The following is a 22,807-nucleotide window of genomic DNA, read 5'->3' as shown; positions in this document are numbered from 1 at the left end:
CGCTCCGCTGCAACCCTAGAAATCACTGCCGAGCCCGGCCACTTTTACGATCAGAGATCTGCAACCGCCACGTCACCGATGTTCGATGAGCTGTCAGCCCGCTTTGAAGATGCGGTCAAGGGGCTGAGAGGTCAGGACAAGATCTCCGACAGCAATGTGGAGGGGGCCCTCAAAGATGTGCGTCGCGCCCTGTTGGAAGCGGACGTGAGCCTTCCTGTTGTGAAGGACTTTGTGGCCGATGTGCGTGAGAAGGCCGTTGGCTCCGACGTGGTGCGTGGCGTCAGCCCGGATCAGAAGTTCATCCAGGTTGTGCACGAGCAGCTGGTTGAGGTGATGGGTGGCGGTAACGCTCCGCTGGCCCAGGCCGAGGAGGCACCCACCGTTGTGTTGATGGCCGGTCTGCAGGGGGCTGGTAAAACAACTGCCACGGCCAAGCTTGGCCTGCATCTCAAGGATCAGGGACGCCGGGCTCTGATGGTTGGCGCCGATGTGTACCGTCCGGCGGCCATTGAGCAGCTGAAGACCCTCGGTGGGCAGATCGGTGTGGAAGTCTTCAGTCTCGGCGCTGATGCCAAACCCGAAGCCATTGCGGCTGCCGGTTTGGCCAAGGCGAAGGAGGAGGGGTTCGACACCCTGCTGGTGGATACAGCGGGTCGCCTCCAAATCGACACCGAGATGATGGAGGAGATGGTGCGGATTCGCACCGCCGTGCAGCCGGATGAAGTGCTGCTGGTGGTGGATTCGATGATTGGTCAGGAAGCGGCCGAGCTCACCCGTGCCTTCCATGAACAGGTCGGCATCACAGGCGCGGTGCTGACCAAGTTGGATGGCGACTCCCGTGGTGGTGCAGCGCTGTCGATCCGCAAGGTGAGCGGCCAGCCGATCAAGTTCATCGGAACGGGCGAGAAGGTGGAGGCTCTGCAGCCCTTCCACCCGGAGCGGATGGCCAGCCGCATCCTCGGCATGGGCGATGTGCTGACCCTGGTGGAGAAGGCTCAGAAGGAGGTGGAGCTGGCTGATGTCGAAAAGATGCAGAAAAAGCTGCAAGAAGCCACGTTCGACTTCTCTGATTTCGTGCAGCAAATGCGCCTGATCAAGCGCATGGGATCGCTCGGTGGCTTGATGAAGATGATCCCGGGGATGAACAAGATCGATGACGGCATGCTCAAGCAGGGCGAGCAGCAGCTGAAGAAGATCGAAGCGATGATCGGGTCGATGACGCAGCAGGAGCGGGAGAATCCCGATCTGCTGGCGGGGCAGCCCTCCCGGCGACGCCGGATTGCCCGGGGAAGTGGTCACCAGCCCGCCGATGTGGACAAGGTGCTGGCGGATTTCCAGAAGATGCGTGGCTTCATGCAACAGATGACCCAAGGCGGAGGGATGCCGGGCATGGGTGGCTTCCCTGGAATGGGCGGAGGCATGCCTGGAATGGGCGGATTCCCCGGCATGGGTGGCGGCATGCCCGGGATGCCGGGGGGAATGCCGGCGGGCCGGGCTGGGCGCGGCGGCGGGACCCCTCGCCGGCAGCGTCCGGTCAAGAAGAAAAAGGGCTTCGGGCAGCTTTGATCCCCCGGCAAGGTAAGTTGGTTGTTTGGCGCTCGTTTCACCTGCGCCGATTGTTTCCACCTCAGCAAGCGCCACGATGATCAAGCTCCGCCTGAAGCGGTTCGGTAAGAAGCGGGAAGCGAGCTTCCGCCTCGTGGCGTGCAACAGCACTTCCCGCCGCGACGGACGCCCCCTGCAGGAGCTCGGGTACTACAACCCCCGCACCAAAGAGACCCGCCTCGACGCTGAAGCGCTGCGTGAGCGTCTGGGGCAGGGTGCCCAGCCCACCGATGCGGTGCGCACCCTTCTCGAGAAGGGTGGCTTGATTGAGAAAACCGTGCGTCCGGCTGAAGTCGTCGGCAAGCTCAAGCAGGCGGCGAAGCGTGAAGCGGATGCCAAGCAAGCGGCCAAGGAGGCTGCTGAAGCCAAAGCTGCGGCGGAAGCCGAGGCCAAGGCTGCTGCTGAAGCCGAATCTGGCGAAGAGGCTGCTGAAGAAGCACCTGCCGAAGCCTGATCAGCAGCATGTCCGAGGCTGCCTCAGACGGTTGCTTCGTCTTTGATTTACCCCACACGGAAGCCGCTCTCGCACTTGCTGGAGGCCCCTCTGGTCAGACCCTCCGTCAACTTGAGGCTCTGACCGGGGCATCCCTTGTCATAAGGGGATTGCAGCTGGTGATCCAAGGCCGTCCAAGTCAGTTGGAGCGGACCGCTGCAACGGTGGAATTGCTGCGCAAATTTTGGCAGGAGGGTGAGTCGATCTCCCCGGTGGATTTGCAATCCGCTTTGCAGGCCCTCGACACAGGGCGCGATCGCGAGCACGACGCCATGGGTCAGCAGGTGCTGGCCAAAAATCAACGGGGTTCGCTCTTGCGTCCGCGCACGTTGCGTCAGAAGACCTACGTGGAAGCGATGGAGCGCAACGATCTCACGTTTGCTCTCGGACCAGCAGGCACGGGCAAGACGTTTCTGGCCACGGTTCTGGCCGTGCGCATGCTCACGGAGCGCAAAGTGGAGCGATTGGTGCTGACCAGGCCTGCTGTGGAAGCCGGCGAGCGCTTGGGTTTTCTGCCCGGCGACCTTCAGCAGAAGGTGGATCCTTATCTGAGGCCTCTGTACGACGCGTTGCACGTGCTCCTGGGGCCCGAAAAAACGGCCGCCATGCTGGAAAAAGGGGTGATTGAAGTGGCCCCGCTGGCTTACATGCGCGGCCGCACGCTGGCGGAATCCTTCGTGATCCTTGATGAGGCACAGAACACCACGCCGGCTCAGATGCGCATGGTGTTGACCCGTTTGGGGGAACGATCGCGCATGGTGGTCACCGGTGACATCACCCAGGTGGATCTGCCGCCAGGTCAGCTGAGTGGTTTGGTGGAAGCCTCCGAGGTCCTCGATGGGGTGGAAGGTGTGGCTGTCTGCCGCCTTACATCCGCCGATGTGGTGCGCCACCCCCTCGTCCAGCGGGTGGTGGAGGCCTATGCCCTTCGTGACAAAACCCATCCCCGCCGGGAGGGGCCTCCCGCGCGCCGCTCGATGGGGAGATCCGCACCGAGGTAATGCCCACAACCCTGTTGCAGCTGGCAGGATGATCCCAGTGATCTGGGGCGTTATGCCAGCCAGCAGCAATTTTCAAGACGCCATTCGCGAGGCGCAATCCAGCGCCCTCGTTGGTCCCAATGTTGTGAACAAGGCCCTTCCCTATGTGGGAGGCGGCATGGCCCTGACAGCAGCTGGGGTTGTGGGCGGTATGGCCACGATGGCCTCCATCGGCTTTCAGGCCTTCAACGGGTTGTCGCTTGTGGCGATCATCCCCTGGTTCATTCTGTTCTTTGTGGCCCAGAACGCGGCCAGCAAGGGGAATAACGGCACTGCGTTGCCTCTGATGGCCGCGTTCAGCCTGCTCACAGGTTTCACGCTTACCGGTCTCGTGGTGCAGGCCATTGCCGTTGCAGGGGTGGCCTCCATCGGCATTGCAGCCCTGGCCACTGGCCTCACCTTCGTGGTCGCCTCTGTGGTCGGCCGGCGCATGAGCGACAGTGTCGGTCAGGCGCTCACGGCTGTGGTGGGCCTCGGCTTGATGGGGCTGATCATCGCCATGCTCGGCATTTTCGTGGCCGGTTTCTTTATTCCTGGCATCTACGCCGCCACCAACCTGGCGATTGCAGGTCTGGGCACGGTTCTGTTCGTGGGCATGGCCTTTGTGGACTTCTACACCATGCCCCGCACCTACCGGGATGATCAGTACCTGGCCGGTGCTCTGGGGATGTACCTCACCTACATCAATCTGTTCATCTTCATTCTTCGCTTGGTGATCGCACTCCAGGGCGGTGGTCGCCGCGACTGACGGCAACCTCTTGTCTGAGAGCTTCAGAATGTTGAGCCCTGGCGATTCGCCGGGGCTTTTTGATTGGGGCCGAGTTCGCCGGAGCGTCCTGTCTCCAGGCCATAAAAAACCCGGGACACCTCCCGGGAACTGTGCCGACTGATCCCCATCACCCGGCCGTCGAGCCATCAAGATAGTGCGCTGATCACAGGATGCGTCTCAGCTTCAGATTGGTCTAATAGTGCTGCATCACGTTCCTTCATGTTCGCAGCCACCAGATGTGGTGCTGGATTTTGGTTTGATCTCTGGCTATGGTCAGGTTTCCCCATCACCCGGCCCAGAGCTTCCAGCTTTGGGCTTTTTTATTGGCAGATCACACCAGATATGGCGTGGCCGGTTTGCCAGCTGTCATATCTCCGCAACAGCTTCGACGGCCTCGCCGATGGCATTCTTCTGTTCATCGTCGTAACCCCAGCGCTCAAGAAAGCTGAGGTCGTCGCCACGGCTGTGGCTGGCTGCATCGAGCAGGGTCTCCAGTCGCTCCTTCACTCGTTGGCTGTCGAGCTGGCGCAGCAATTCGGTGCAGCGTTGATTCACCCGCTCGGATCCCATGGCTTGCGCTTCATCGCCGTTGTTGCGGTGATGCACCACCATCGCCGCGCTCATGGCCAGATTGCGTGCGGTGAGATCCACCACCCCATCGCCCGCCTCACGCAACTTGACCACGAGAGGCTCCGGCAGTCGGTCCATCAAGGTGCTTTCGCCGGCAAGGCTCACCACAAAGAATCCCCTGGCTCCATCGCGGCTTGCGAGCAGCTCTGAGGCGCGATCGGCCATCACCTCATCGCTGATCTCTTCGTCATCCCACTGTTTCAACCAGGTGGCAGCGATCTCCATTGCCTCCTGAAAGCTGGGGGTTCTATTTGTCATGGCCAATTGGTGCCCGCACCATCAGGCTATTTCTCTGAATCAGACAGGGCCGTGACCCCGCAGACTGGGACCATGCAAGTCACTCCTTTAACGGAGGGTTACCGCTCCGGCTTTGTGGCCCTGATCGGGCGTCCCAATGTCGGTAAGTCCACGCTGGTCAATCAGCTGGTGGGCGACAAGGTGGCGATCACCTCTCCGGTGGCTCAGACAACCCGCAACCGCCTGCGCGCGATCCTCACCACAGAGGAGGCTCAACTGATCCTGGTGGACACTCCAGGGATCCACAAGCCCCATCACCTGCTTGGAGAACGCCTGGTGCAGAGCGCCAAGTCGGCCATCGGTGAAGTGGATCAGGTGCTCCTGCTGCTGGAGGGAAGCGAACCCCCGGGCAGGGGGGATGCCTTCATCGTCAATCTCCTGCGCCAGCAACGGCTGCCAGTGCAGGTCGTCCTCAATAAATGGGATCAGGTTCCCACGGCGCGACGACCGGAGGCCGATGCTGCTTACCGCGATCTGCTGGCGGAGTCGGGGTGGCCCATCCACCATTGCTGCGCGCTCACTGGTGAAGGTTGCCCTGAGCTCGTGCAGGCCGTCACTGCCTTGATGCCGGAGGGGCCCCAGCTTTATCCGCCGGAGATGGTCAGTGACCAGCCTGAACGGCTGTTGATGGCAGAACTGATTCGCGAGCAGGTGCTGCTTCTCACCCGGGAGGAAGTGCCCCACAGCGTTGCGGTCAGCATCGACAGGGTGGAGGAGATGCCATCCAAAGGGAAGGGATCGGGCCGAACTGCTGTGCTGGCCACCGTCCTTGTGGAACGCAAGAGTCAGAAGGGAATTCTGATCGGCAAGGGTGGCGCCATGCTCAAGACCATCGGCCAGGGCGCGCGCCTACAGATGCAAACCCTGATTGATGGTCCGGTGTATCTGGAGTTGTTCGTGAAGGTGGTCCCCGATTGGCGCAGTAAGCCGCAGCGGCTCGCGGAGCTGGGCTACGCCGAAGAAGGCCGCTGAACCATGTCCTGCGAGAATGGGCCCATGGATGAAACCGCTTTCCCCCCGGCCGATCTGGAGGCCTTCCTGCAGTTGTGTGCAGGCCGCTGGATGAGTCTGCGCAGTCGATTTGATCTGAAAGGTGCCGAGGACGAATGGCATGCCAGCGACCGTGGTGAAGTCACGGTGAAGACGGCGCTCCAGGATTCAGCCTTGACGCTCACGGTGGAGGCGGCGGATGGCGCGTCCAGTGAGCTTCTGTTTGCAGCGAACGGTGAGCTGATGCTGCGCTCGCAGGCCTCACAACGCCAAGGGCACTGGCAGTTTCGTCCCGACGCCAGTGTGGAACTGGAGGTGATGGAAGGCGATACCCGGGTGCGCGAGCGCATCTGGTTCATCAAGCCCAACCTGCGGCTGCGCAGCACCACTGCCACGGCGGCGGAGGGAACCCCTGTTCAAGCCCGTTTCTGTTCCGAGATTCGGCGCGTGTCACCGCCCCAGCCCTGATCCGCGATGGCTCCCTACCGGCTCGATGTGGTCACCCTGGCCCCGCAGGCCTTCGCGCCTCTAGGCGAGCTGGGGGTGATCGGGCGCGCTTTTAACGCTGGTCGCGCGGAGCTGGTGCTCCACAATCCGCGCGATTACGCCAACGATCGCTACCGCAAGGTCGACGATGAGCCCTACGGCGGTGGCGCGGGGATGGTGCTCAAGCCTGAGCCGGTGTTTGCGGCCTTCGATGCGATTCCAGTTTGCGGGCGTCGCCGGGTGCTGCTGATGACGCCCCAAGGGCATCCGTTGCAGCAAGCCGATCTGCAGCGTTGGTGCACTGATCACGATCAGCTTGTGCTGCTCTGCGGCCATTACGAGGGGTTTGACGAGCGCATTCGATCCCTTGCTGATGAAGAGGTGTCCCTCGGCGACTTTGTGCTCACCGGCGGTGAGTTGCCGGCGATGACGATCATCAACGGTGTGGTGCGCTTGCTACCGGGGACGGTCGGTAGCGTTGAATCCCTCGTGGAGGAAAGCCACAGCGATGGCCTGCTGGAGCATCCGCACTACACCCGTCCAGCCGAGTTTCGAGGGATGGGAGTGCCCGAGGTGTTGCGCAGCGGGGATCACGGTGCCATTGCCCGCTGGCGTCAGAAGCAGCGCGAGCAGCGAACGGCGGCGCGCCGACCGGATCTGATGCAACGCTGGCAGCAGCGCGTCGGCGCTGACAATGAACCAGAGAACAGGGCCTGAATGACGCTTCGCATCGGCAACGGCTACGACATCCATCGGCTGGTGGCCGGCCGGCCGCTGATTCTCGGTGGTCAGCGCCTTGAGCACCCCGATGGTGTGGGGCTCGATGGCCACAGCGATGCCGATGTGCTGGTGCACGCGATCATGGATGCCCTCCTCGGGGCTTTGTCCCTGGGGGACATCGGCTTGTACTTTCCGCCCACGGATCCCCAGTGGAAGGGGGCTGACAGCCTGGAGCTGCTACGCCAGGTTGTGGCGCTGATCCAGCAGCGCGGCTGGCAGGTGGTGAATGTGGATTCGGTGGTGATTGCTGAACGCCCCAAACTCAAGCCGCACATCGAGGCCATGCGCACCGCCATCGCCACGGCGATGGGGATTGCGCCTGAGCAGGTGGGAGTGAAGGCCACCACCAATGAACGCCTTGGTCCGGAAGGTCGCGAAGAGGGCATCGCCTGTCATGCCGTTGCCCTGTTGAGCCAATGATCACGACCCCGAAGAGTGGGCTGCGCCGCGCTCTGTTTAGGGTGATTGGCCCCCTTCTTTTTCTGTTGATTGCTCTTGCTGGTCACGATGATCTTCGCCTGATCGCCTTCGCAGACCCCGAAGGTGGTTATGACGTTGCCGTGGTGGAGCATCTGCGCATTCAGGTGCCTGAACAGGCGCGGGATGCCTGGATGGAGGCTGAACGGGGGAGCTGGGAGCCGTGGCTCGCTCAGCAGAAAGGTTTTCTGGGTCGGGATCTGCTTTGGGATCCCAGCACAGAAGAGGGCACGTTGTTGATCCGCTGGAGCAGTCGGGAGGCTTGGAAGGCGATTCCTCAGGAGGAGGTGGAGGCTGTGCAACAGCGGTTCGAGCTGATCGCCCTTCAGGCCTTGGGGCAGGACCAGGGGAATCCTTTCCCACTGGTGTATGAAGGCGAACTTCTAACCCAGTGACGGTGGATGAAGCCCGTCTCGACCTTCAGCGTCGTCAGCGCCTGGGGATGGTGGAGGCTGTGTGGGGCGAGCACAAAAGTGCTGAGCAGATCACAGCCATCCTGCACAGCATGCGGGCTGCGGGAGAGTTGGCGTTGGTGACCCGGGTGAATCCTGCCAAGGCAGCCGCGGTTATGGAGGCCTTGCCGACCGTGCGATGGCACTGCGATGCAGGTTGCCTTACGGATGGAGTGCTCCCGACTCCGTCCCAGGGTGTGGCGGTAGGCGTGCTCAGTGGCGGCACAAGCGATCGACGCGTTGCCGCTGAAGCGGAACTCTCCCTGCAGGTGCATGGTGTGGCCACCAAGATGCTGCTGGATGTGGGCGTGGCAGGCCTGCATCGCCTCCTGGCGGTGCTGCCATCGCTCCAGCCCTTGGATGTGTTGATTGCCTGCGCCGGGATGGAAGGGGCCCTGCCCACGGTGCTGGCTGGGTTAGTGCCCCAACCGGTGATCGGAGTGCCTGTGTCCGTGGGGTATGGGGTCAGTGCAGGTGGGCGTGCCGCCCTCGAGGGCATGCTGGCGAGCTGCGCACCCGGCCTCACCGTGGTGAATATCGACAACGGCTACGGCGCAGCGATGGCCGCTTTGCGCATTCTCCAGGGCCGTGCGTTCAATCCTGAACGGTCAGGTCTGAAGGGTTAATCCGTCAACGGGTGGGGCAGGAGGTTGGCAACGGGCTCCTCGGGATCCAGTTCCAGCGTGGCCTCCACCCAGAGACGCAGGGAACGGGGTAGACGATCTTGTTGATAGCGCTGAATGGCTTCCATCAGCACGCTGGAATTCACCCAAGACGGGGTTCGGGCCGACATCGAACCAAAGCAGCATCCGCACGGTGCAGTGACTCACCCAAGCGGGCAAGAGGGACGGTTGGAGATCCGGAATCGGTTTAGGAGGCTTGGTCGTATTTCGTCCCCAATCGCCAAAGCTCATTGCTGTGGTTGGGTGATTCGACGTCCCTGAGCGTGCGCACCAGTTCAAAGAGATCGTTGCGATCAAGCTCCCCGTTCGTCTGCCACTGCATTGATCTTGGATCTGGTCGGGATGCAGGGGCCAATGAACTGATGCGTTACTAGTGATTTCAACCTATCGATCTCGTGCGCTTTTTACGCGTTTCATGACATCAAATCTGCGGAAGATTTTCTTAAACCTGCTCAGAGGTGTTGGAGGTTGGGGTAGGCCGTCACCAGTTCATCGGCGCTGAGAACGTCGCCAGCACCATCGGGTTGCCAGATCACCTCGAGAGCAATGAGATCGCTGGAGGCTGTCGAACCCAGAATTCGCAGGGATTCTCGCAGATCTTCACCGTTGTCGGCTTTCTTGAGGGTCACGGGGCGGCGGCTGGCCACCAGGAGCGTCACCACGATGAATTCATTGGTGGCATCGGCATCACCGCGACTCGCGATGGTGTCAACGTTCGACCGGACACCCCCCACGTTGGTGGTGAGTTCTTCGCGCAGTTTGCTGCGCTCGGTCATGGAGAGGCGATTGAAGGTGGATTCAGCCGCGTTGAAGGGAACGCTGCCGGATTCGGCATTGGCGTAAACCCAAAGATCCGGTTGGCGCAAGAGGGCCAAGGTGGTGTCCTGCAGCACCCGCTGAAGGCCACTGGCGGAACTGGTGTCGGCCGATGAGGCAAGCGCACGGAGATCCGTCTGAAGATCCTTGGCGCTGGCCAGAAGGCCGATCTGCAGTTGAAGCAGCGACACCGGACCCATCGGGATTTCCCGAGGGCCGTCGTAACCACCGACGCCACCGCCGATTGCAGGACGTCCGCCACCTCCACGGACTGCATTCACCACCACCCCGACGATGGCCATCAACACCAGGAATCCCAGCAGTCCGCCACCGCCGAAGCCGAAAATTGGAATGATGAAGGGGAAGCCGAAACCGCCGCCGTAGCCCCTGTTGTAGCCGCCGTTGTATCCCCCTCTGACGCCACCGCCATAGCCACCGCTCCGGGGCATGCTTGGGGCCCTGAAGCTGCCGCCTCCAATTCGGCCACCACGGGCCGCATCGCTGGGAAGCGGATGGATTAAGAGAAGACCCACCAGCAGCACTGGCACCATCAAGCCCGAGAGCAAGCGGTGGATTGCGCGGTTGGAGAGGCGATTCGGCGAATGGGCCAAAACGACGTTAAAAACTGAGCTGATCCTAGGAACCACCACCCACAATGGTGACGATCTCCAGGCTGTCACCGTCCTGAACGGGTTGGCCCCCCCAGCGTTCAGGAGTAAGGATCAGGCCATTGAATTCCACGACCACCAACCTTGGGTGATGGCCGAGGGCGTCGATGACCTGATCGAGATGGGTGAGGGCTCCATTGAGCTCACGTGCCTCTCCGTTCACGGTGAGTTGCATGGCAGATCGACGGTTCAGATGAGCAGATCCAGCAGCTGCCGGCTGGCAAGCGCTGGATCGTCGGACGCCATGATCGCGCTCACCACAGCCACCCGGTTGGCGCCAGCCTCAAGCACCTGGGGCAACGTTGTGGCGGTGATGCCGCCGATGGCAAACCAAGGAATGCGGGCTGCTGCGCAGGCCTCCTTCACCCAGTTCAGTCCGGCGGGTTGGCGATCGGCTTTGGTGGCGGTGGCGAACACCGGCCCTACGCCCGCATAATCCGCCCCTTCCTGTTGCGCTGCCTCAAGCTGTGCCAGCGCATGGGTGCTGCGTCCGATCAGCTTCTCGTTGCCGAGAAGACGACGGGCCTCGTGCTGCGGCAGATCCTCCTGGCCGAGATGAACACCGTCGGCATTCACGAGCAGGGCGAGGTCGATGCGGTCATTCACGATGAACAGGGCGTTGTGCGCTCGGCAGAGCTGCGCCAGTTGCTGTGCCTCCTGAAGCCGCAGGCCATCGGAGCCGTGTTTGCGCCGGTACTGCACCAGGGTGACGCCTGACTCCAGGGCCGCCTTCACGTTGTGCATGAGCCGGTCAGGGTTGTCGTCGGCGCCGGGATCCGTGATCAGGCAAAGCTTGGCGTCAGCCAGCTGTTGCTGGCGACGGTTGTGCCCGCAGGCCTCAAGGATGCGCACCTCATGGTCGTAAAGCGCGTAGCGCACGGCGGCCGCCGTGCGGGCGAGAACGGCATCACCCGTGCGGGCGAATTCCTCGATCACCCGCAGGGCTTCCTGCACGCGGCTGGCGTTGGCCTTCACGATGGCGACGCTGTCGCTGCGGTTGTCCTGCGCCGGATGGCCCAACCCAGCCGCAGCGTCGGTGGCGGTGGAGCGGGCCTGTCGGTAAGCGTCGTCATGCAGCTGACCAAGCTGTTGACGCCAGTCCTTGAGTGGCACCACAAGGTCCTGACGATCGAGGCCAAACCGACACCAGTCTTCGATTACGCGCAGCCCCTCTCGGGCCCGATCGAGGTTGGCATCGATCAGCCTTGCCACACGCGGATCAGTGCTGGGGGCGACAGGCATCGATTCCATGGCACTCTGGGCAGGATCTCATGCCTAACGCGGCGATGGAGAACGGAGGATCTGACAGCACCATGCACGTGCTGGTGTGGGGAATCATTTTGCTCGGAGGGATCAGCGTCTTCATCGTCTGGGGCTTGGCGAACGCCTATCCGGCTTGAGCCCTGAGCGCCTCTTTGGCTGCGACGGCATCCCGTCCGATCTGGGCACTGAGCTCCTTCAAGCCTGAAAAACGCTGCTGGCCGCGGAGACGCTGCACGGGCTCCACCTTGATCCAGCGACCCTCGAGTTCCATTTCAAAATCGAGGAGATGCACCTCCACAGCGGAGGGGGATCCCGGATCAACGGTGGGTTGAGGGCCGAGATTCATCACCGCCGGCAGTCGCGTGCCATCACCATCCACCCAAGCCCAGGCCGCGTACACCCCGAGCCCGGGTAGGAATTTGCGGCCATCCACTTGCAGATTGGCTGTCGGCCATCCCAGACCGCGACCCAGCCCCCGGCCGCGTACCACCTCCCCTTGGAAGCGATAGGCACGGCCGAGCAGGTTGGCGGCTCTGTGCAACTCTCCCGCGCTGAGCGCCGCGCGGATGCGGCTGCTGCTCATCCGCCCTTCTTCGTCCTCCAGGATCGGGACGACGCTCACTTTCACGCCAGCGGCTGAGGCCAGGTGAGCCAGGGTGTTGGTGTCGCCCTCGCGGCCGCGACCGAAACGGAAGTTGGCCCCAACGGCAATGTGACGCGCCTGCAGAGTGGCCAACAGCACTTGCTCCACGAAGTCGGCGGCGCTCAGTTGGGCCAGCTGCTTCGTGAAGGGCACCAGCACCAGCTGTTCGATTCCCAGGGGCTCGAGCAGATGCAGCTTTTCATCCGGGAGATCCAGGCGCAGCCGCGGCTCTCCGTGCAGAACCTCCCGCGGATGGGGCCAGAAACTCACAACGGTGGGATGGCCGCCGAAGGGGGCTGTGGTGATGGCCTTGATCACACGCCGGTGGCCGGCATGGAGACCATCAAAACTGCCCAGGGCGAGCGCAGTGGGGGTGCGGGCCTGCTGAGGTGAGCAGAGAGGGATCAACGGGCCGTGCACAGTGCGGTGGTTGGTGGCAAGTTTGGACGACAGACGACCAAGCCCGCATGGCCGACCGGCTCGATTTCCAGATGCTGGCCCTTGGCCTGAAGCGGACAGCCTGGATTCGCTTCTGGATCCAGACCGCCCTCGGTGTGGTGGTGGTCGGGGTGCTGCTCTTCAACAACATCGGCGGCAGCCTCTCCAGGAACGCAGATCGCGCGGTGGGATTGAGTCCAGGACTGTCCCTCACCACCCTGTCGTTCTTTGTGTTGCTGTTCAGCCTCTGGCAAGGCTGGCTGATCGTGCGCTTAGGGCGTGCACTCGCCAGTGGCGTGCGCCCGAGTCGCGCAGAAGCCAGCCGATTGATCAAGCGTGGAATCTTTGCGGATCTCCTCGGGCTGGTGCTGGCGGCGGTTGGCTATCAGTCGCTGGCAGGGGCCCTGTTTGTGCAGGCGTCTTCTCAGACTCCAGGAATTGCGATCGGTAGCCAGGGTGCTGCTGAGAATCTGGCGATTACATCGCTGGAGATGCTCTCTGTTTTGAGCAACACGCAGGTGTTGTTCGCCCACCTGATCGGATTGCTGTTTTCGCTCTGGCTGCTGCAGCGGATTTACCGAACCCGCTGACCGTTGAGCTCCAGGCGAGGAAGGCCTCCGAGGGGGCCACGCCAGAACAGCTCCGGTTGGATTGGTGTGAGCGACGGGCTGTTGGCTTCAATCTGGGCCACATCCGTGGGCCAGTCCCGCGGGCCATCCCCGCCGGATTCCAGGTCTTCCACCACTTCCCCTGCCAGCCAGTAATAGGTGCGGCCGCGCGGATCCTTGCGAGGGCTGAATTGCTCGTCGTAGCGGCGGATTGAGAGGCGCGTCCAGCGCAGAGGACCCATCACCTCAGGGCGGCAAGGGGGGATGTTCAAGTTGAGAAGCAGATTCTCAGGCCATTGATCACGCAGCGCGGCTGTGGCCACGTCCACGGCCAGGGCGGCGGCACCCTGGAAGTCGCGCCACTGGAAACAGGCACTGCTGATGGCCATCGACGGCAGCCCCTCGAGGGTCCCTTCCATGGCCGCGGCAACGGTGCCGGAGCAGAACACATCGGTGCCCAGATTCGGGCCGTGATTGATGCCGGTCAACACCAGGTCCGGCGCCTCCTGCATCAGTTCGAACAAGGCCAGCTTCATGCAGTCGGCAGGCGTGCCGCTGCAAGCCCAGGCGCTGATTCCCGCTTCGAAGAGGCTGTCGGCTTTTTCGGCTCGGATCGGGGTCTGGAGGGTGAGTCCATGGCCGGTGGCGGATCGCTCGCGATCGGGGCAAACCACCGTCACCTGGTGCCCTGCTGCGGCCGCTGCAGCCGCCAGAGCACGGATGCCGTCGGCGAATACCCCGTCGTCATTGCTGATCAGGATCCGCAAGGGGGCCATGGAATCAAAAGCCGATGGGGCGAACCTAGTCGTGATCACTGCTTACAGTCAGCTGCCGTCTTGTCAAAGCCGTGAGCGCCACCGTCACCCTGCAGCAGCTCACCGATCAGCTGGAGGCCCTTGAGGCCGAAGCGGCTGAGGCCATCGCCGCCGCTGCCGATGCCGAGGCCCTCGAGCAGTTGCGGGTGGGCTTGCTCGGCAAGAAAGGCCGTCTCTCCGGTGTGCTCGGAGCCATGGGCAAGTTGCCTGGCAACGAGCGGCCGCTGGTGGGTCAGCGCGCCAATGTGTTGAAAACCCAGGTGCAGACGCTCCTGGGAAAGCGCCTCCTGGCCGTGAAACAGGCCGCGATGGAGGCTCGTATTGCAGAGGAGACTCTGGATGTCACTGCTCCTCCGGTAGGCGTTCCCATGGGGCATCGCCACCCCTTGATCAGCACCACTGAGGAGATCGTTGATCTGTTTTGCGGTCTTGGTTATCAGGTGGAGGAGGGGCCCGAGGTGGAGACCGACCATCACAATTTCACCGCCCTCAACATTCCCCCGGAGCACCCGGCCAGGGACATGCAGGACACGTTCTATTTGAAGGACAACCTGCTGCTGCGCACGCACACCTCACCGGTGCAGATCAGGCATCTGGAAAACAACCCACCGCCGGTGCGCATCGTGGCCCCCGGGCGCGTTTATCGCCGGGATGCCGTGGACGCCACCCATTCTCCGGTGTTCCACCAGGTGGAGGTGCTGGCCATTGATGAAGGCTTGGATTTCAGTCACCTGCGCGGCACGGTGATGGCCTTTCTCAAGGCCTTTTTCGGAGATCTGCCGGTGCGTTTCCGCGCCAGCTACTTCCCGTTCACAGAGCCTTCCGCTGAGGTGGATGTGCAGTGGCGGGGTCGCTGGCTTGAAGTGATGGGTTGCGGGATGGTGGACCCTGCGGTGCTCGAAGGCCTGGGGCTTGATCCTGAGCGCTGGAGTGGTTTTGCCGCTGGTCTTGGCGTGGAACGTTTCTGCATGGTCCGCCATGGCATTGACGACATCCGCCGGCTCTACACCAGCGATCTGCGCTTCCTCGAGCAGTTCTGAGGCAAGGGCTGATCCTTAATAGGCGCATTTCGCTGAAGAGTGATGCCCGATCTCTGCGTTCTCTCCATGATCCGGGGAGACGTGATTCGGCTTGAGCGGTGTCTGTGCTTTCGGTGTTCGATGGTTCCGCGCGAGCCCTGGAGATCGTTCAGGTTCTCTCGAAGCATGAATGGGCGTTTCTCTCCCAGCTTCTGCGTCGTGGTGATGCCGAAGAGACCAGGCTTCCCTTGCCATCGGTGCTGTGCAACATCCTCACGGAGCTGGGACCGGTGTACGTGAAGCTGGGTCAGTTGCTCAGCACCCGTCCGGATCTGCTCGGTGAGGCCTACATCGAGGCCCTTAGTGATCTGCAGGCCAACGTGCCGCCAGTGCCCTGGGAGAGGGTGCGTCCCCAACTGGAAGAGCAGCTGAACAGCGAGGTCACGCAGGCCTTCAGAACGTTCGACCACGATCCGATTGCAGCTGGCAGTGTGGGGCAGGTGTATCGGGCGTCTCTGCAGGATGGAGTGCCGGTGGCCGTGAAGGTGCTGCGGCCAGGCATCGAGGCCCAGGTGGCTGAGGACGGCCGTCTGCTGCGCAAGATTGCGGCCCTGGCTTCAGCCACCGCGTTGGGGAGTCAGTACGACTTCGTCGGGCTGGCTGACCAGGTGCTGGACGCCTTGGGCCGAGAGCTGGATTTCCGCATCGAAGCCCAGAACACCCTGCGATTGGAGCGCTGCCTGGAGGCCTCTTCATTTGTTCCCGAGGGGCAGCTGCGCTTGCCCCAGGTGGTGCAGAACCTGTCCGGTCAGCGGGTGTTGGTGCTGGAGTGGATTGATGGTGACGCCATCCTCACGGACCAAGCGCGCCTCTCCCTCAGCCAGGGGCCGGGGGTTGGTCCTACCACCACGGCGCTTCTGGGAGCCTTTGTAGAGCAGTACTTCGTGGAGGGGTTTTTCCATGCCGATCCCCACCCTGGGAATCTGAAGGTGTTGAGCGATGGCAGCGTGGTGCTGCTCGATGCCGGCATGGTCGGCGTGTTCGACCCGCGCACTCGCAGCAATCTGTTGGATCTGGTGCTGGCACTGATCAATCAGGATGGTGCCAGGGCCACCGATCTGCTGGAACAGATCGCTCCGGCAGCCCGCGGGGTGAAGGTGGACCGGCAACAACTCCAGCGCCAGCTGGATGCGTTGATTGCCAGCAGCTTCTCCAAACCCCTGGAAGAGCTCAATTTCGCCCTGTTTTTGGCCGACCTTCTGCAGTTGGCGAACCGCACGGGTTTGCGCGTGCCCGGAACGCTTGGGCTGTTTGTGAAGTCGGTCACCAATTTGGAAGGTGTGGGCTGCTCGCTCAACCCTGCGTTCAGTTTCACCGGAGAAATGCAGCCCCTGGTGGCTCAATTGCTGGCGCGCTCGGTGATGCTGCCGCAGGAGCGTTTGATGCAGTTCGGCCTGGATCTGCGCAATTTCTCCCTTGAAGCGCCGCGTCAACTCAGTCAGCTGCTGCGGCGGTTCAGCAGTGATGAGCTGGTGTTTGCTCTGCAGCTTGAGGGGCTGGAGTCGTTGCGCGCCACGCTGGAGCGACTGTCGCAGCGGGTGTCGCTGGCGATTCTGGTGGCTGCACTCCTGCTTAGCGCCACGCTGATGGCGACGCTCGCCCAGCAGGAATTGCTGCGCAATGTGAGCGAAGGCCTGTTCATCGGCGCCACGCTCTTCGGGCTCTGGTTGATCGTGTCCCTGCTTCGCTCCAACCGACGCTGATTCAGAGCTGATCAACAAAGATCCCATCTGGGGCCATCAAGCTGGGCTTTCTCATAAAGTGAGCGCGCTGTTGCTTGATGCGATCGGTGCCCCGGGTCGGACTGATCGTCAATGATGGCAAGCCTTTGGCGGTCGAAACTGCCGCCACCATTCAGGCGCGCCTGGAACGCGGCGGTCATGAGGTGGTGCGGGTGAGTAGCTCCGGCGGGATGGTGGGCTTTGCCAATCCCGACCAGCACCTGCGCATGCTCGGATACAACGCCTGTGTTCCCGAAGGCTTTGATCCATCGATGGCGCTGGCGATCGTGCTGGGGGGTGATGGCACGGTGCTCTCGGCGGCGCGTCAGACCGCGCCGGTGGGCGTGCCGATTCTCACGATCAACACGGGGCATCTCGGCTTCTTGGCTGAGGCTTACCTCGATGATCTCGATCGGGCCCTGGATCAAGTGCTCACAGAGCAGTGGACGATTGAGGAGCGCGCCAATCTGGTGGTGAGCGTGATGCGTGGCGATCAGCGCCGCTGGGAGGCTTTGTCGCTCAACGAGATGGCTCTGCACCGTGAACCACTCACGAGCATGTGTCACTTCGAGATCGCCATCGGCCGCCATGCACCGGTGGATATCTCGGCGGATGGCGTCATTCTCTCGACCCCCACCGGATCCACGGCTTATGCGCTCAGCGCCGGAGGACCGGTGATCACGCCGGATTGTCCGGTGCTGCAGCTGACGCCGATCGCTCCTCACTCGCTGGCCTCACGGGCTCTGGTGTTCAGCGATCAGGAGCCCGTGACCGTGTTTCCCGCCACGCCGGAACGACTGATGATGGTGGTGGATGGCAGTGCCGGCTGTTACGTGTGGCCTGAAGATCGGGTGCTGATCCGGCGCAGCGACCATCCCGTTCGTTTTGTGCGCCTGACAGACCATGAGTTTTTCCAGGTGCTGCGCAACAAACTGGGCTGGGGTCTTCCCCATGTGGCCAAGCCTGATCGCGCATGACTGTGCATGACCCGCTGACGCGCGCGAGCGATGAACGCCCATTGGTGTTGTTGCTGGGCCAGGAGGCTCTGGCTCTCGCGGACCGGCTTTTGGCTTCCGGCTATCAATCCCAAGTGGGTGCTGCTGCTGGTCCCAGTGGTGTGCCGGCGGCGGCCCTGGTGGGATCGGATGCGATTGATCAGGTGGGCTCGCTCAGAGATCGCTTTGGGTCGATGCCAATCCTGATCGGCGTCAGCGAAGACACGATTGAGGCCCGTGAAGCTTGTTTCAGCTGCGGTGCCGATGACTTCTGGTTCACCAACGCTGGTGCGAGCGATCTGTTGCAGAGGCTGCGCTTGCACCTGGCGATTCAGGAGCGCAGCCAGTTGCGACGTCCCTTGTTGAAGGTGGGCGATCTGAGTGTGGACATCAGCTGCCGGCAGGTTCGGCGTGGCCAGAGGCCCGTCGCCCTCACGGCCCGTGAATATGCCCTGCTGATGTTGCTGATGGAGGAGCGGGGCACTGTTGTGGGCCGCGACCGGATCTTGCGCGAGGTCTGGAACGACGAGCAGGGATCCTCCAGCAATGTGATCGAGGTGTATGTGCGTTACCTGCGTCAGAAGCTGGAGGAGGGGGGGGAGTCGCGGCTGATCCATACGATCCGCGGCCGCGGCTACTGCCTCAATGATGGTGCGCCAAGACTCGACCCCAGCTGATGGAGCTGCCGCCACCACCGCAAATCCTGCCCATTGAGGCGCGTTGGTGCCTGCAGCCACGCGCAGAGGCCTGTATTGCCCTTGAGGTGGCCGATACACCAAGGGAGCAGCAGCTCGGCCTGATGCAACGTCCGGCGTTGCCGCCGCTGCGAGGCATGTGGTTTCCGGCTAGTCCGCCCCGCCCCCTGCGCTTCTGGATGCTGAACACCCTCGCCCCGCTCGATCTGGTGTTCGTGCGCGACGGACAGGTGCTCGACATCGTTGCTGCTGTGCCGGTCTGCCGATCACTTCCCTGCCCGTCCTACTGGGCGGATGCCGATGGCAACGGGCGGGCGGACTTTGCTGATGGTGTGGTGGAGATCGGCGCGGGCGAGGCGGCGCGCCTGGGAATCAAGCTCGGCGATCCTGTGGCCATCGAAGACGTTGATCACGAGAACGTGTCATTGCCGTAGCTTTTTCGTAACGCTTGCGTAGCGTTGGCGTTCGTTTTGGCCTCAACCAAAGAAGCCTTTGGATTGCAGGAACAGGCCGATGGCCAGCAACGGCCCGAAGCCGGCGATCAGCACGGTGATCTTCATGCGGATCGGGGACACCTGTTTGTTCTTCTGAATCGACATGACGGCTGACGCTGTTCTCGGCCTGATTCTGAGGCTCAAGGCCGTGCATTCGTGCCTTTGAGGATCAGAACGGGATTCATCGGCGCCAGGCGGGTGCCCTCGGCCAGAGGCTGACCGCGCCAGGCCTGTTGCTGGCTGATCTGCAGCTGCAGCCCAGCCTGCTCGAGCACTGGCCGCAGTTCGGCCAGTGCCTCCAGGGTGGCCAGGGGGATCACCACCACACCGCCAGGCCTGAGGCGATCGATCACTCCCTTGAGCAGGGTTGCGCGTTGGCGTCCGCCTCCTCCCACCAGCACGCGATCAGGATCTGGAAGCTGAGGCAGCAGCGTCAGAGCATCCCCTTCCAGCACGGAGGCCGGCGCAACGCCGAGGCGTTGGGCATTGGCCTGGATCAACGCCCCGCCGCCGCTTCGGCGTTCGATTGCCATCAGCTGCAGCTGCGGGCGCAGGCGCAGGGCCTCCAGGCCCACACTCCCTGTGCCAGCCCCCAGATCCCAGAGCACGCCTTGCTCCGGCAGGTCGAGATCCGCGAGTAGCTGAATGCGCACCTCCCGTTTGGTCATCAGCCCAGGGCGGTCGTCGTGCTGCAGGTAGTCGCCATCGGCAATCCCAAACAAAGGAAGAGCCCCTGGCGCGGATGCGGCGGGAGGTTGGGCCAGCAGCACAACCAGGTGCAGAGGATGAAGGTCATCCGGGCAAGGCTGGTTTGCTTCGAGGCACTGCACGCGTTCGTCGTGGTGACCGAGGGCTTCACACAGCCAGAGGCTGTAGCTCGATTCGAGTCCGCTGCCGCGCAGAGTCGCGCGGACCTCTTCGACGCCTCCTCGGCCTGGATCGGTGAGCACCGCCAGGGAGGCTGGCCGTTTCTGCAACCGCTGGGCCAGAGAGCTGGGATCACGGCCGTGCAGGCTGATCCATTCGGCTCCCTGCCAGGGTCTGCCCAGGCGGGCGAAGGCCAGCTGCATGGAGGAGGGGGCTGGGTGGAAACGCAGCCGTTCGCTGCCCAGCCGCTCAATCAATACACGACCAATCCCGAACCAGAGAGGATCGCCACTGGCCAGCACCACAATCCGCAGGGTTGGCGCCAGGGGGCCGAGGGCGTCACTGAGGGCAATCGGGTCATCGCTGACCAAGCGCTGCTGGTCGTCGGCGCGACTGCCGAGCCAATCCACAAGCTGGGGCAGCAAGCGTTTTGGCGCTGCCACCAGGTCAGCGTTCTGCACCAGGCTTTGGTGCATCGGAGGTAGGGACGCAGGGGCGCCGGCGTCGGTCCCGATCACATCGATCATCACTTCATTGTGCTGATGGGTGCCCTTGGTGGCGCTGGTCCCAATCAGGCAAATCTCTGGTGGGAGGCCCTGCACTTAGCGGACTCGTTTTCAAACACTGGCTAGAGAGGGTTCGTGTTGAACCTTGGCAATGTCAGTGCGTCCTTTCGTCCGTCGCAGCTCCCTCGCGCTTTTGGCCTCAGCCATCACAGCAGGGGTGTTGGTGACCTCCTGCGGCAAGTCGGAGGAGAGCAAGACGTCTTCGACTGGCAGCGATTGTCCGAAAGCAGCGGTGGTTCAGGAGGGCACAACCGTGACACCGGTGACCAAAGCCAATTACGCCGTTGCCGAAACTGAAGTGATTCTGGCGGATTACGTTCGCAAGATCGCCAAGGGCACCTGCAGCGCTGGCGTGGGTGTGCTCCTCCACCAGCGTGCAGCCATGGATCCAAAGGAGCGCACCATCCTGCGCCCCAATTTCGACACGTTGTATTCCTTTGCGGTGCTTGATCTCGAGAGTCCCGCCACCGTGGTCCTTCCTGAAACGGATCGCTACCAGATTCTCGAAGTGATCGATGAAGAGCATTGGATTCCCCTGATCAGTGACAAACCAGGCCGTTATGAGTTGACCAAGGAGTCAGTTGGTAGTCGCTATGCCTTTGCTTTCGTGCGTACGCAGGTGAATGTGCAGGATCCAGAGGATCTCAAGAAAGCAGCTGCTGCGCAGGATGGGATCAAGCTTGAGCAAGCCAAGAAAGGAGAATTTGTCTCGAAGAAGAAATACGACATGAAGGAGATCCTTGCTTTGCGTGAGGATTACAACAAGCGTCGGGAACCTGAAGGTGTGACGTCAGAGATGGCGTTCGGAAAGAAGGGTGAATTGACAGAGGAATTGCGTAACTTTGGTGTTGCTGTTGGCTGGGGCGGCCTTCCTAAAGAGGGAGCCGTTTATCCCTTCCCCAAAGTGGTCGATTCCACTGAGCCTCACACGCTCACTTTGAAAGATGTTCCCAGTGATCCCCGTGCCTTCTGGTCAGTGACTGTCTATGACCAGAAGGGGTTTGCAACCGGTGAAAGTTATAATATTAACAGTGCGTTTGCCAAAAAGAATGAGAATGGAGAATATGTGATTCACTTGGGTGGAGATAAGAGCCAGGACAATTACCTTGATATCTATCCAGGTTGGAATGTTGCTCTGCGGGTTTACTCGCCGACCGAGGCCTATTTCGATGGAAGTTGGACACCACCTCAGTTTGAGCCTGCAAAGTAATTCATTGCTTTGATATGCATCTTTAAGTTTTTCGTAGCCTTGAATTCATGATTAAAAATTTCCCCAATTCCGCTGCTGCGGCCCTACTTGGTGTCGCTCTGATCGCTGGTGGATGCGCTCAGACCAAAGCTCCCGATGCATCCTCTGATGCACAATCTGATGCAACAGCAAAAGCATCATCTCCATCGCAAGTTCCCAAGCCGGGGGATTGCCCGAAGCCTGCCGTTGAGATCCAAAGTGAAGAGGTTGTGCCCGTTACCAAGGCCAACTACGCCGCAGCAGAAACCCAAACCGTGATGGCCGCTTATGTGGGCAAAATTGCCAAGGCCACCTGCAGTGGAGGTGTTGGGGTGTTGTGGAACGACAGCAAGGCTGCTGATCCCAAGGATCGAACGGTGATCCGGATTAATTTCGATACCCTCTATTCCTGGTTGGTTCTTGATCTCAACAGCCCAGCCACGATCACATTGCCTGAAACGGGTGGTCGTTATCAGAGCGCCATGGTTGTGAATGATGAAGGATATACCTATGTGCATCAAGATCCCGGTGAATACAAGCTCACCAAGGAGGCCGTTGGCAGTCGCTATGCAACGGTGGCCTTCCGTACCGGTGTGAACATTCAGGACCCAGCTGATGTTGCGAAGGCGCAGGCCTTGCAGGCCAAGCTTGCGGTGAAGCAGGCACAAAAAGGGACCTTCATTCAGCCCAACCAATGGAATAAGGAGCAAATGCTTGCCCTGCGCGCCGACTACAACAAGGAGCGCAACGAGAAGGGGATCCAGTCGGAGGCCTTGTATGGGCGGAAGGGAGTCGTTTCTCCTGAGCAGAACAATATGGGAGTCGCCGTTGGCATTGGTGGACTTCCCAAAGAGGGAGCGGTTTACCTCTTCTACACACCCACATCAACGGACCCACAGACACTCACCCTTAAAGATGTTCCCAATGGTGATAATGCCTTCTGGTCGTTGACTGTGTACGACAAGGAGGGCTTCCCCACCGGTGAGCCGTTCAATTTGAACAGTGCCTTTGCGAAAATGAATGACCAAGGTGAGGTTGTTGTTCACTTTGGTGGTGATAAAAACCAAGACAACTATCTTGCAATCTATCCAGGATGGAATGCCACCTTGCGCATCTACAAACCCAAGCCTGCCTATTTCGACGGCAGTTGGGAGCGGCCTGAATTGAAGTTAGCTCAGTAGCGGGCTGGTTTCGTTTTGGTTGAGGGCC

Annotated in this window: 28 protein-coding genes; 19 read left to right on the top strand and 9 right to left on the bottom strand. The window is 61.6% G+C overall.

Annotated elements, in window-relative coordinates; translation table 11 throughout:
- Positions 1-78 precede the first annotated feature (78 nt).
- From ffh to SynPROS71_RS09255, 4 genes are all read left to right on the top strand, one after another.
- Positions 79-1,566 carry a signal recognition particle protein gene (gene ffh / locus SynPROS71_RS09270; protein ID WP_186594676.1) on the top strand — a complete coding sequence of 496 codons (1,488 nt, stop codon included), beginning with the start codon at positions 79-81 and terminating at the stop codon, positions 1,564-1,566.
- A gap of 76 nt (positions 1,567-1,642) precedes the next feature.
- Positions 1,643-2,059, top strand: coding sequence for a 30S ribosomal protein S16 (gene rpsP, locus SynPROS71_RS09265; RefSeq protein ID WP_186594675.1), 417 nt, complete (start codon positions 1,643-1,645; stop codon positions 2,057-2,059).
- A gap of 8 nt (positions 2,060-2,067) precedes the next feature.
- Positions 2,068-3,099 (top strand): PhoH family protein, encoded by a 1,032-nt coding sequence (locus SynPROS71_RS09260; RefSeq protein WP_186594674.1) that lies wholly within the window; start codon positions 2,068-2,070, stop codon positions 3,097-3,099.
- A 52-nt stretch (positions 3,100-3,151) separates the two neighbouring features.
- Positions 3,152-3,886 (top strand): Bax inhibitor-1 family protein, encoded by a 735-nt coding sequence (locus SynPROS71_RS09255; RefSeq protein ID WP_186594673.1) that lies wholly within the window; start codon positions 3,152-3,154, stop codon positions 3,884-3,886.
- A 387-nt stretch (positions 3,887-4,273) separates the two neighbouring features.
- Here the strand turns inward: SynPROS71_RS09255 and SynPROS71_RS09250 are convergent, their stop codons facing one another.
- Positions 4,274-4,795, bottom strand: a complete 522-nt coding sequence (locus SynPROS71_RS09250; protein WP_186594672.1) for a hypothetical protein — start codon at positions 4,793-4,795, stop codon at positions 4,274-4,276.
- 72 nt (positions 4,796-4,867) lie between these two features.
- Between SynPROS71_RS09250 and era the strand changes: the two genes are divergently transcribed.
- The 6 genes from era to larB are packed head-to-tail and all read left to right on the top strand — an operon-like array spanning position 4,868 to position 8,645.
- Positions 4,868-5,806: a GTPase Era gene (era, locus tag SynPROS71_RS09245; RefSeq protein ID WP_186594671.1), complete on the top strand. Its 939-nt coding sequence runs from the start codon at positions 4,868-4,870 to the stop codon at positions 5,804-5,806.
- Between the two features lie 24 nt (positions 5,807-5,830).
- Positions 5,831-6,292 carry a phycobiliprotein lyase gene (locus SynPROS71_RS09240; RefSeq protein WP_186594669.1) on the top strand — a complete coding sequence of 154 codons (462 nt, stop codon included), beginning with the start codon at positions 5,831-5,833 and terminating at the stop codon, positions 6,290-6,292.
- A gap of 6 nt (positions 6,293-6,298) precedes the next feature.
- Positions 6,299-7,027: a tRNA (guanosine(37)-N1)-methyltransferase TrmD gene (gene trmD, locus SynPROS71_RS13915; protein ID WP_255442088.1), complete on the top strand. Its 729-nt coding sequence runs from the start codon at positions 6,299-6,301 to the stop codon at positions 7,025-7,027.
- Positions 7,028-7,510: a 2-C-methyl-D-erythritol 2,4-cyclodiphosphate synthase gene (ispF, locus tag SynPROS71_RS13910; protein WP_255442087.1), complete on the top strand. Its 483-nt coding sequence runs from the start codon at positions 7,028-7,030 to the stop codon at positions 7,508-7,510.
- A complete protein-coding gene (locus SynPROS71_RS09230) occupies positions 7,507-7,962 on the top strand; it encodes a TIGR03792 family protein (RefSeq protein WP_186594667.1) in 456 nt (151 codons plus the stop codon). The genes ispF and SynPROS71_RS09230 overlap by 4 nt, the downstream gene beginning before the upstream one ends.
- Entirely contained in the window at positions 7,959-8,645 is a 687-nt protein-coding gene (gene larB, locus SynPROS71_RS09225; RefSeq protein ID WP_186594665.1) for a nickel pincer cofactor biosynthesis protein LarB, read from the top strand. The genes SynPROS71_RS09230 and larB overlap by 4 nt, the downstream gene beginning before the upstream one ends.
- Here the strand turns inward: larB and SynPROS71_RS09220 are convergent.
- From SynPROS71_RS09220 to SynPROS71_RS09205, 4 genes are all read right to left on the bottom strand, one after another.
- Positions 8,642-8,812, bottom strand: coding sequence for a hypothetical protein (locus SynPROS71_RS09220; RefSeq protein WP_186594656.1), 171 nt, complete (start codon positions 8,810-8,812; stop codon positions 8,642-8,644). The genes larB and SynPROS71_RS09220 overlap by 4 nt on opposite strands.
- A gap of 342 nt (positions 8,813-9,154) precedes the next feature.
- The gene (locus SynPROS71_RS09215; RefSeq protein ID WP_186594653.1) at positions 9,155-10,129 is read right to left on the bottom strand and encodes a DUF1517 domain-containing protein; all 975 of its coding nucleotides are present in this window, start codon (positions 10,127-10,129) and stop codon (positions 9,155-9,157) included.
- A 25-nt stretch (positions 10,130-10,154) separates the two neighbouring features.
- On the bottom strand, positions 10,155-10,361 hold the full coding sequence (gene thiS / locus SynPROS71_RS09210) for a sulfur carrier protein ThiS (RefSeq protein WP_186594651.1): 207 nt from the start codon (positions 10,359-10,361) through the stop codon (positions 10,155-10,157).
- A gap of 14 nt (positions 10,362-10,375) precedes the next feature.
- Entirely contained in the window at positions 10,376-11,437 is a 1,062-nt protein-coding gene (locus SynPROS71_RS09205; RefSeq protein ID WP_186594650.1) for a thiamine phosphate synthase, read from the bottom strand.
- A gap of 20 nt (positions 11,438-11,457) precedes the next feature.
- Here SynPROS71_RS09205 and SynPROS71_RS13905 point away from each other — a divergent pair, with 20 nt between their 5' ends.
- Positions 11,458-11,586, top strand: coding sequence for a hypothetical protein (locus SynPROS71_RS13905; protein WP_255442541.1), 129 nt, complete (start codon positions 11,458-11,460; stop codon positions 11,584-11,586).
- Here the strand turns inward: SynPROS71_RS13905 and SynPROS71_RS09200 are convergent.
- Positions 11,574-12,500 (bottom strand): bifunctional riboflavin kinase/FAD synthetase, encoded by a 927-nt coding sequence (locus SynPROS71_RS09200; RefSeq protein ID WP_186594648.1) that lies wholly within the window; start codon positions 12,498-12,500, stop codon positions 11,574-11,576. The two genes, SynPROS71_RS13905 and SynPROS71_RS09200, sit on opposite strands and share 13 nt — an antisense overlap.
- A 59-nt stretch (positions 12,501-12,559) precedes the next feature.
- Here SynPROS71_RS09200 and SynPROS71_RS09195 point away from each other — a divergent pair, with 59 nt between their 5' ends.
- A complete protein-coding gene (locus SynPROS71_RS09195; protein WP_186594646.1) occupies positions 12,560-13,120 on the top strand; it encodes a DUF3611 family protein in 561 nt (186 codons plus the stop codon).
- Here SynPROS71_RS09195 and surE read toward each other — a convergent pair.
- On the bottom strand, positions 13,105-13,914 hold the full coding sequence (gene surE, locus SynPROS71_RS09190; protein WP_186594644.1) for a 5'/3'-nucleotidase SurE: 810 nt from the start codon (positions 13,912-13,914) through the stop codon (positions 13,105-13,107). The genes SynPROS71_RS09195 and surE overlap by 16 nt on opposite strands.
- A 71-nt stretch (positions 13,915-13,985) precedes the next feature.
- Between surE and pheS the strand changes: the two genes are divergently transcribed.
- The 5 genes from pheS to SynPROS71_RS09165 all read left to right on the top strand — a co-directional run bounded on the left by pheS (position 13,986) and on the right by SynPROS71_RS09165 (position 18,877).
- The gene (gene pheS / locus SynPROS71_RS09185; RefSeq protein WP_186594642.1) at positions 13,986-14,993 is read left to right on the top strand and encodes a phenylalanine--tRNA ligase subunit alpha; all 1,008 of its coding nucleotides are present in this window, start codon (positions 13,986-13,988) and stop codon (positions 14,991-14,993) included.
- A gap of 98 nt (positions 14,994-15,091) precedes the next feature.
- Positions 15,092-16,735: an AarF/ABC1/UbiB kinase family protein gene (locus SynPROS71_RS09180; RefSeq protein ID WP_186594640.1), complete on the top strand. Its 1,644-nt coding sequence runs from the start codon at positions 15,092-15,094 to the stop codon at positions 16,733-16,735.
- A gap of 86 nt (positions 16,736-16,821) precedes the next feature.
- On the top strand, positions 16,822-17,730 hold the full coding sequence (locus SynPROS71_RS09175; RefSeq protein ID WP_186598019.1) for an NAD(+) kinase: 909 nt from the start codon (positions 16,822-16,824) through the stop codon (positions 17,728-17,730).
- On the top strand, positions 17,727-18,425 hold the full coding sequence (locus SynPROS71_RS09170; protein ID WP_186594638.1) for a winged helix family transcriptional regulator: 699 nt from the start codon (positions 17,727-17,729) through the stop codon (positions 18,423-18,425). The genes SynPROS71_RS09175 and SynPROS71_RS09170 overlap by 4 nt, the downstream gene beginning before the upstream one ends.
- Positions 18,425-18,877 carry a DUF192 domain-containing protein gene (locus SynPROS71_RS09165; RefSeq protein ID WP_186594636.1) on the top strand — a complete coding sequence of 151 codons (453 nt, stop codon included), beginning with the start codon at positions 18,425-18,427 and terminating at the stop codon, positions 18,875-18,877. The genes SynPROS71_RS09170 and SynPROS71_RS09165 overlap by 1 nt, the downstream gene beginning before the upstream one ends.
- A gap of 42 nt (positions 18,878-18,919) precedes the next feature.
- On the opposite strand, the gene SynPROS71_RS13900 is transcribed toward SynPROS71_RS09165, so the two are convergent.
- Positions 18,920-19,042: a hypothetical protein gene (locus SynPROS71_RS13900; protein ID WP_255440098.1), complete on the bottom strand. Its 123-nt coding sequence runs from the start codon at positions 19,040-19,042 to the stop codon at positions 18,920-18,922.
- A gap of 35 nt (positions 19,043-19,077) precedes the next feature.
- Positions 19,078-20,331: a precorrin-6y C5,15-methyltransferase (decarboxylating) subunit CbiE gene (gene cbiE, locus SynPROS71_RS09160; RefSeq protein WP_186598018.1), complete on the bottom strand. Its 1,254-nt coding sequence runs from the start codon at positions 20,329-20,331 to the stop codon at positions 19,078-19,080.
- A 130-nt stretch (positions 20,332-20,461) separates the two neighbouring features.
- Here cbiE and SynPROS71_RS09155 point away from each other — a divergent pair, with 130 nt between their 5' ends.
- Together SynPROS71_RS09155 and SynPROS71_RS09150 are read left to right on the top strand one after the other, a co-directional pair.
- Positions 20,462-21,580 carry a DUF1254 domain-containing protein gene (locus tag SynPROS71_RS09155; RefSeq protein WP_186594634.1) on the top strand — a complete coding sequence of 373 codons (1,119 nt, stop codon included), beginning with the start codon at positions 20,462-20,464 and terminating at the stop codon, positions 21,578-21,580.
- A gap of 47 nt (positions 21,581-21,627) precedes the next feature.
- Positions 21,628-22,779: a DUF1254 domain-containing protein gene (locus tag SynPROS71_RS09150; protein WP_186594632.1), complete on the top strand. Its 1,152-nt coding sequence runs from the start codon at positions 21,628-21,630 to the stop codon at positions 22,777-22,779.
- The last annotated feature ends 28 nt before the right edge of the window (positions 22,780-22,807 follow it).

The organism is Synechococcus sp. PROS-7-1, from assembly GCF_014279795.1.
Taxonomy (GTDB): Bacteria; Cyanobacteriota; Cyanobacteriia; order PCC-6307; family Cyanobiaceae; genus Synechococcus_C.
This window is presented reverse-complemented; position numbering and strand designations above follow the sequence as displayed.

Excerpts from the sequence above, each read along its gene's own strand:
- ispF (WP_255442087.1), top strand. The coding sequence starts at position 7,028 with ATGACGCTTCGCATCGGCAACGGCTACGACATCCATCGGCTGGTGGCC.
- SynPROS71_RS13900 (WP_255440098.1), bottom strand. The coding sequence starts at position 19,042 with ATGTCGATTCAGAAGAACAAACAGGTGTCCCCGATCCGCATGAAGATC.
- SynPROS71_RS09155 (WP_186594634.1), top strand. The coding sequence starts at position 20,462 with ATGTCAGTGCGTCCTTTCGTCCGTCGCAGCTCCCTCGCGCTTTTGGCC.
- thiS (WP_186594651.1), bottom strand. The coding sequence starts at position 10,361 with ATGCAACTCACCGTGAACGGAGAGGCACGTGAGCTCAATGGAGCCCTC.
- SynPROS71_RS09165 (WP_186594636.1), top strand. The coding sequence starts at position 18,425 with ATGGAGCTGCCGCCACCACCGCAAATCCTGCCCATTGAGGCGCGTTGG.
- SynPROS71_RS09230 (WP_186594667.1), top strand. The coding sequence starts at position 7,507 with ATGATCACGACCCCGAAGAGTGGGCTGCGCCGCGCTCTGTTTAGGGTG.
- cbiE (WP_186598018.1), bottom strand. The coding sequence starts at position 20,331 with ATGATCGATGTGATCGGGACCGACGCCGGCGCCCCTGCGTCCCTACCT.
- SynPROS71_RS09220 (WP_186594656.1), bottom strand. The coding sequence starts at position 8,812 with ATGTCGGCCCGAACCCCGTCTTGGGTGAATTCCAGCGTGCTGATGGAA.
- SynPROS71_RS09255 (WP_186594673.1), top strand. The coding sequence starts at position 3,152 with ATGCCAGCCAGCAGCAATTTTCAAGACGCCATTCGCGAGGCGCAATCC.
- SynPROS71_RS13905 (WP_255442541.1), top strand. The coding sequence starts at position 11,458 with ATGCCTAACGCGGCGATGGAGAACGGAGGATCTGACAGCACCATGCAC.
- trmD (WP_255442088.1), top strand. The coding sequence starts at position 6,299 with ATGGCTCCCTACCGGCTCGATGTGGTCACCCTGGCCCCGCAGGCCTTC.
- SynPROS71_RS09250 (WP_186594672.1), bottom strand. The coding sequence starts at position 4,795 with ATGACAAATAGAACCCCCAGCTTTCAGGAGGCAATGGAGATCGCTGCC.
- ffh (WP_186594676.1), top strand. The coding sequence starts at position 79 with ATGTTCGATGAGCTGTCAGCCCGCTTTGAAGATGCGGTCAAGGGGCTG.
- SynPROS71_RS09260 (WP_186594674.1), top strand. The coding sequence starts at position 2,068 with ATGTCCGAGGCTGCCTCAGACGGTTGCTTCGTCTTTGATTTACCCCAC.
- surE (WP_186594644.1), bottom strand. The coding sequence starts at position 13,914 with ATGGCCCCCTTGCGGATCCTGATCAGCAATGACGACGGGGTATTCGCC.
- SynPROS71_RS09170 (WP_186594638.1), top strand. The coding sequence starts at position 17,727 with ATGACTGTGCATGACCCGCTGACGCGCGCGAGCGATGAACGCCCATTG.
- SynPROS71_RS09240 (WP_186594669.1), top strand. The coding sequence starts at position 5,831 with ATGGATGAAACCGCTTTCCCCCCGGCCGATCTGGAGGCCTTCCTGCAG.
- SynPROS71_RS09195 (WP_186594646.1), top strand. The coding sequence starts at position 12,560 with ATGGCCGACCGGCTCGATTTCCAGATGCTGGCCCTTGGCCTGAAGCGG.
- SynPROS71_RS09205 (WP_186594650.1), bottom strand. The coding sequence starts at position 11,437 with ATGGAATCGATGCCTGTCGCCCCCAGCACTGATCCGCGTGTGGCAAGG.
- era (WP_186594671.1), top strand. The coding sequence starts at position 4,868 with ATGCAAGTCACTCCTTTAACGGAGGGTTACCGCTCCGGCTTTGTGGCC.
- rpsP (WP_186594675.1), top strand. The coding sequence starts at position 1,643 with ATGATCAAGCTCCGCCTGAAGCGGTTCGGTAAGAAGCGGGAAGCGAGC.
- SynPROS71_RS09150 (WP_186594632.1), top strand. The coding sequence starts at position 21,628 with ATGATTAAAAATTTCCCCAATTCCGCTGCTGCGGCCCTACTTGGTGTC.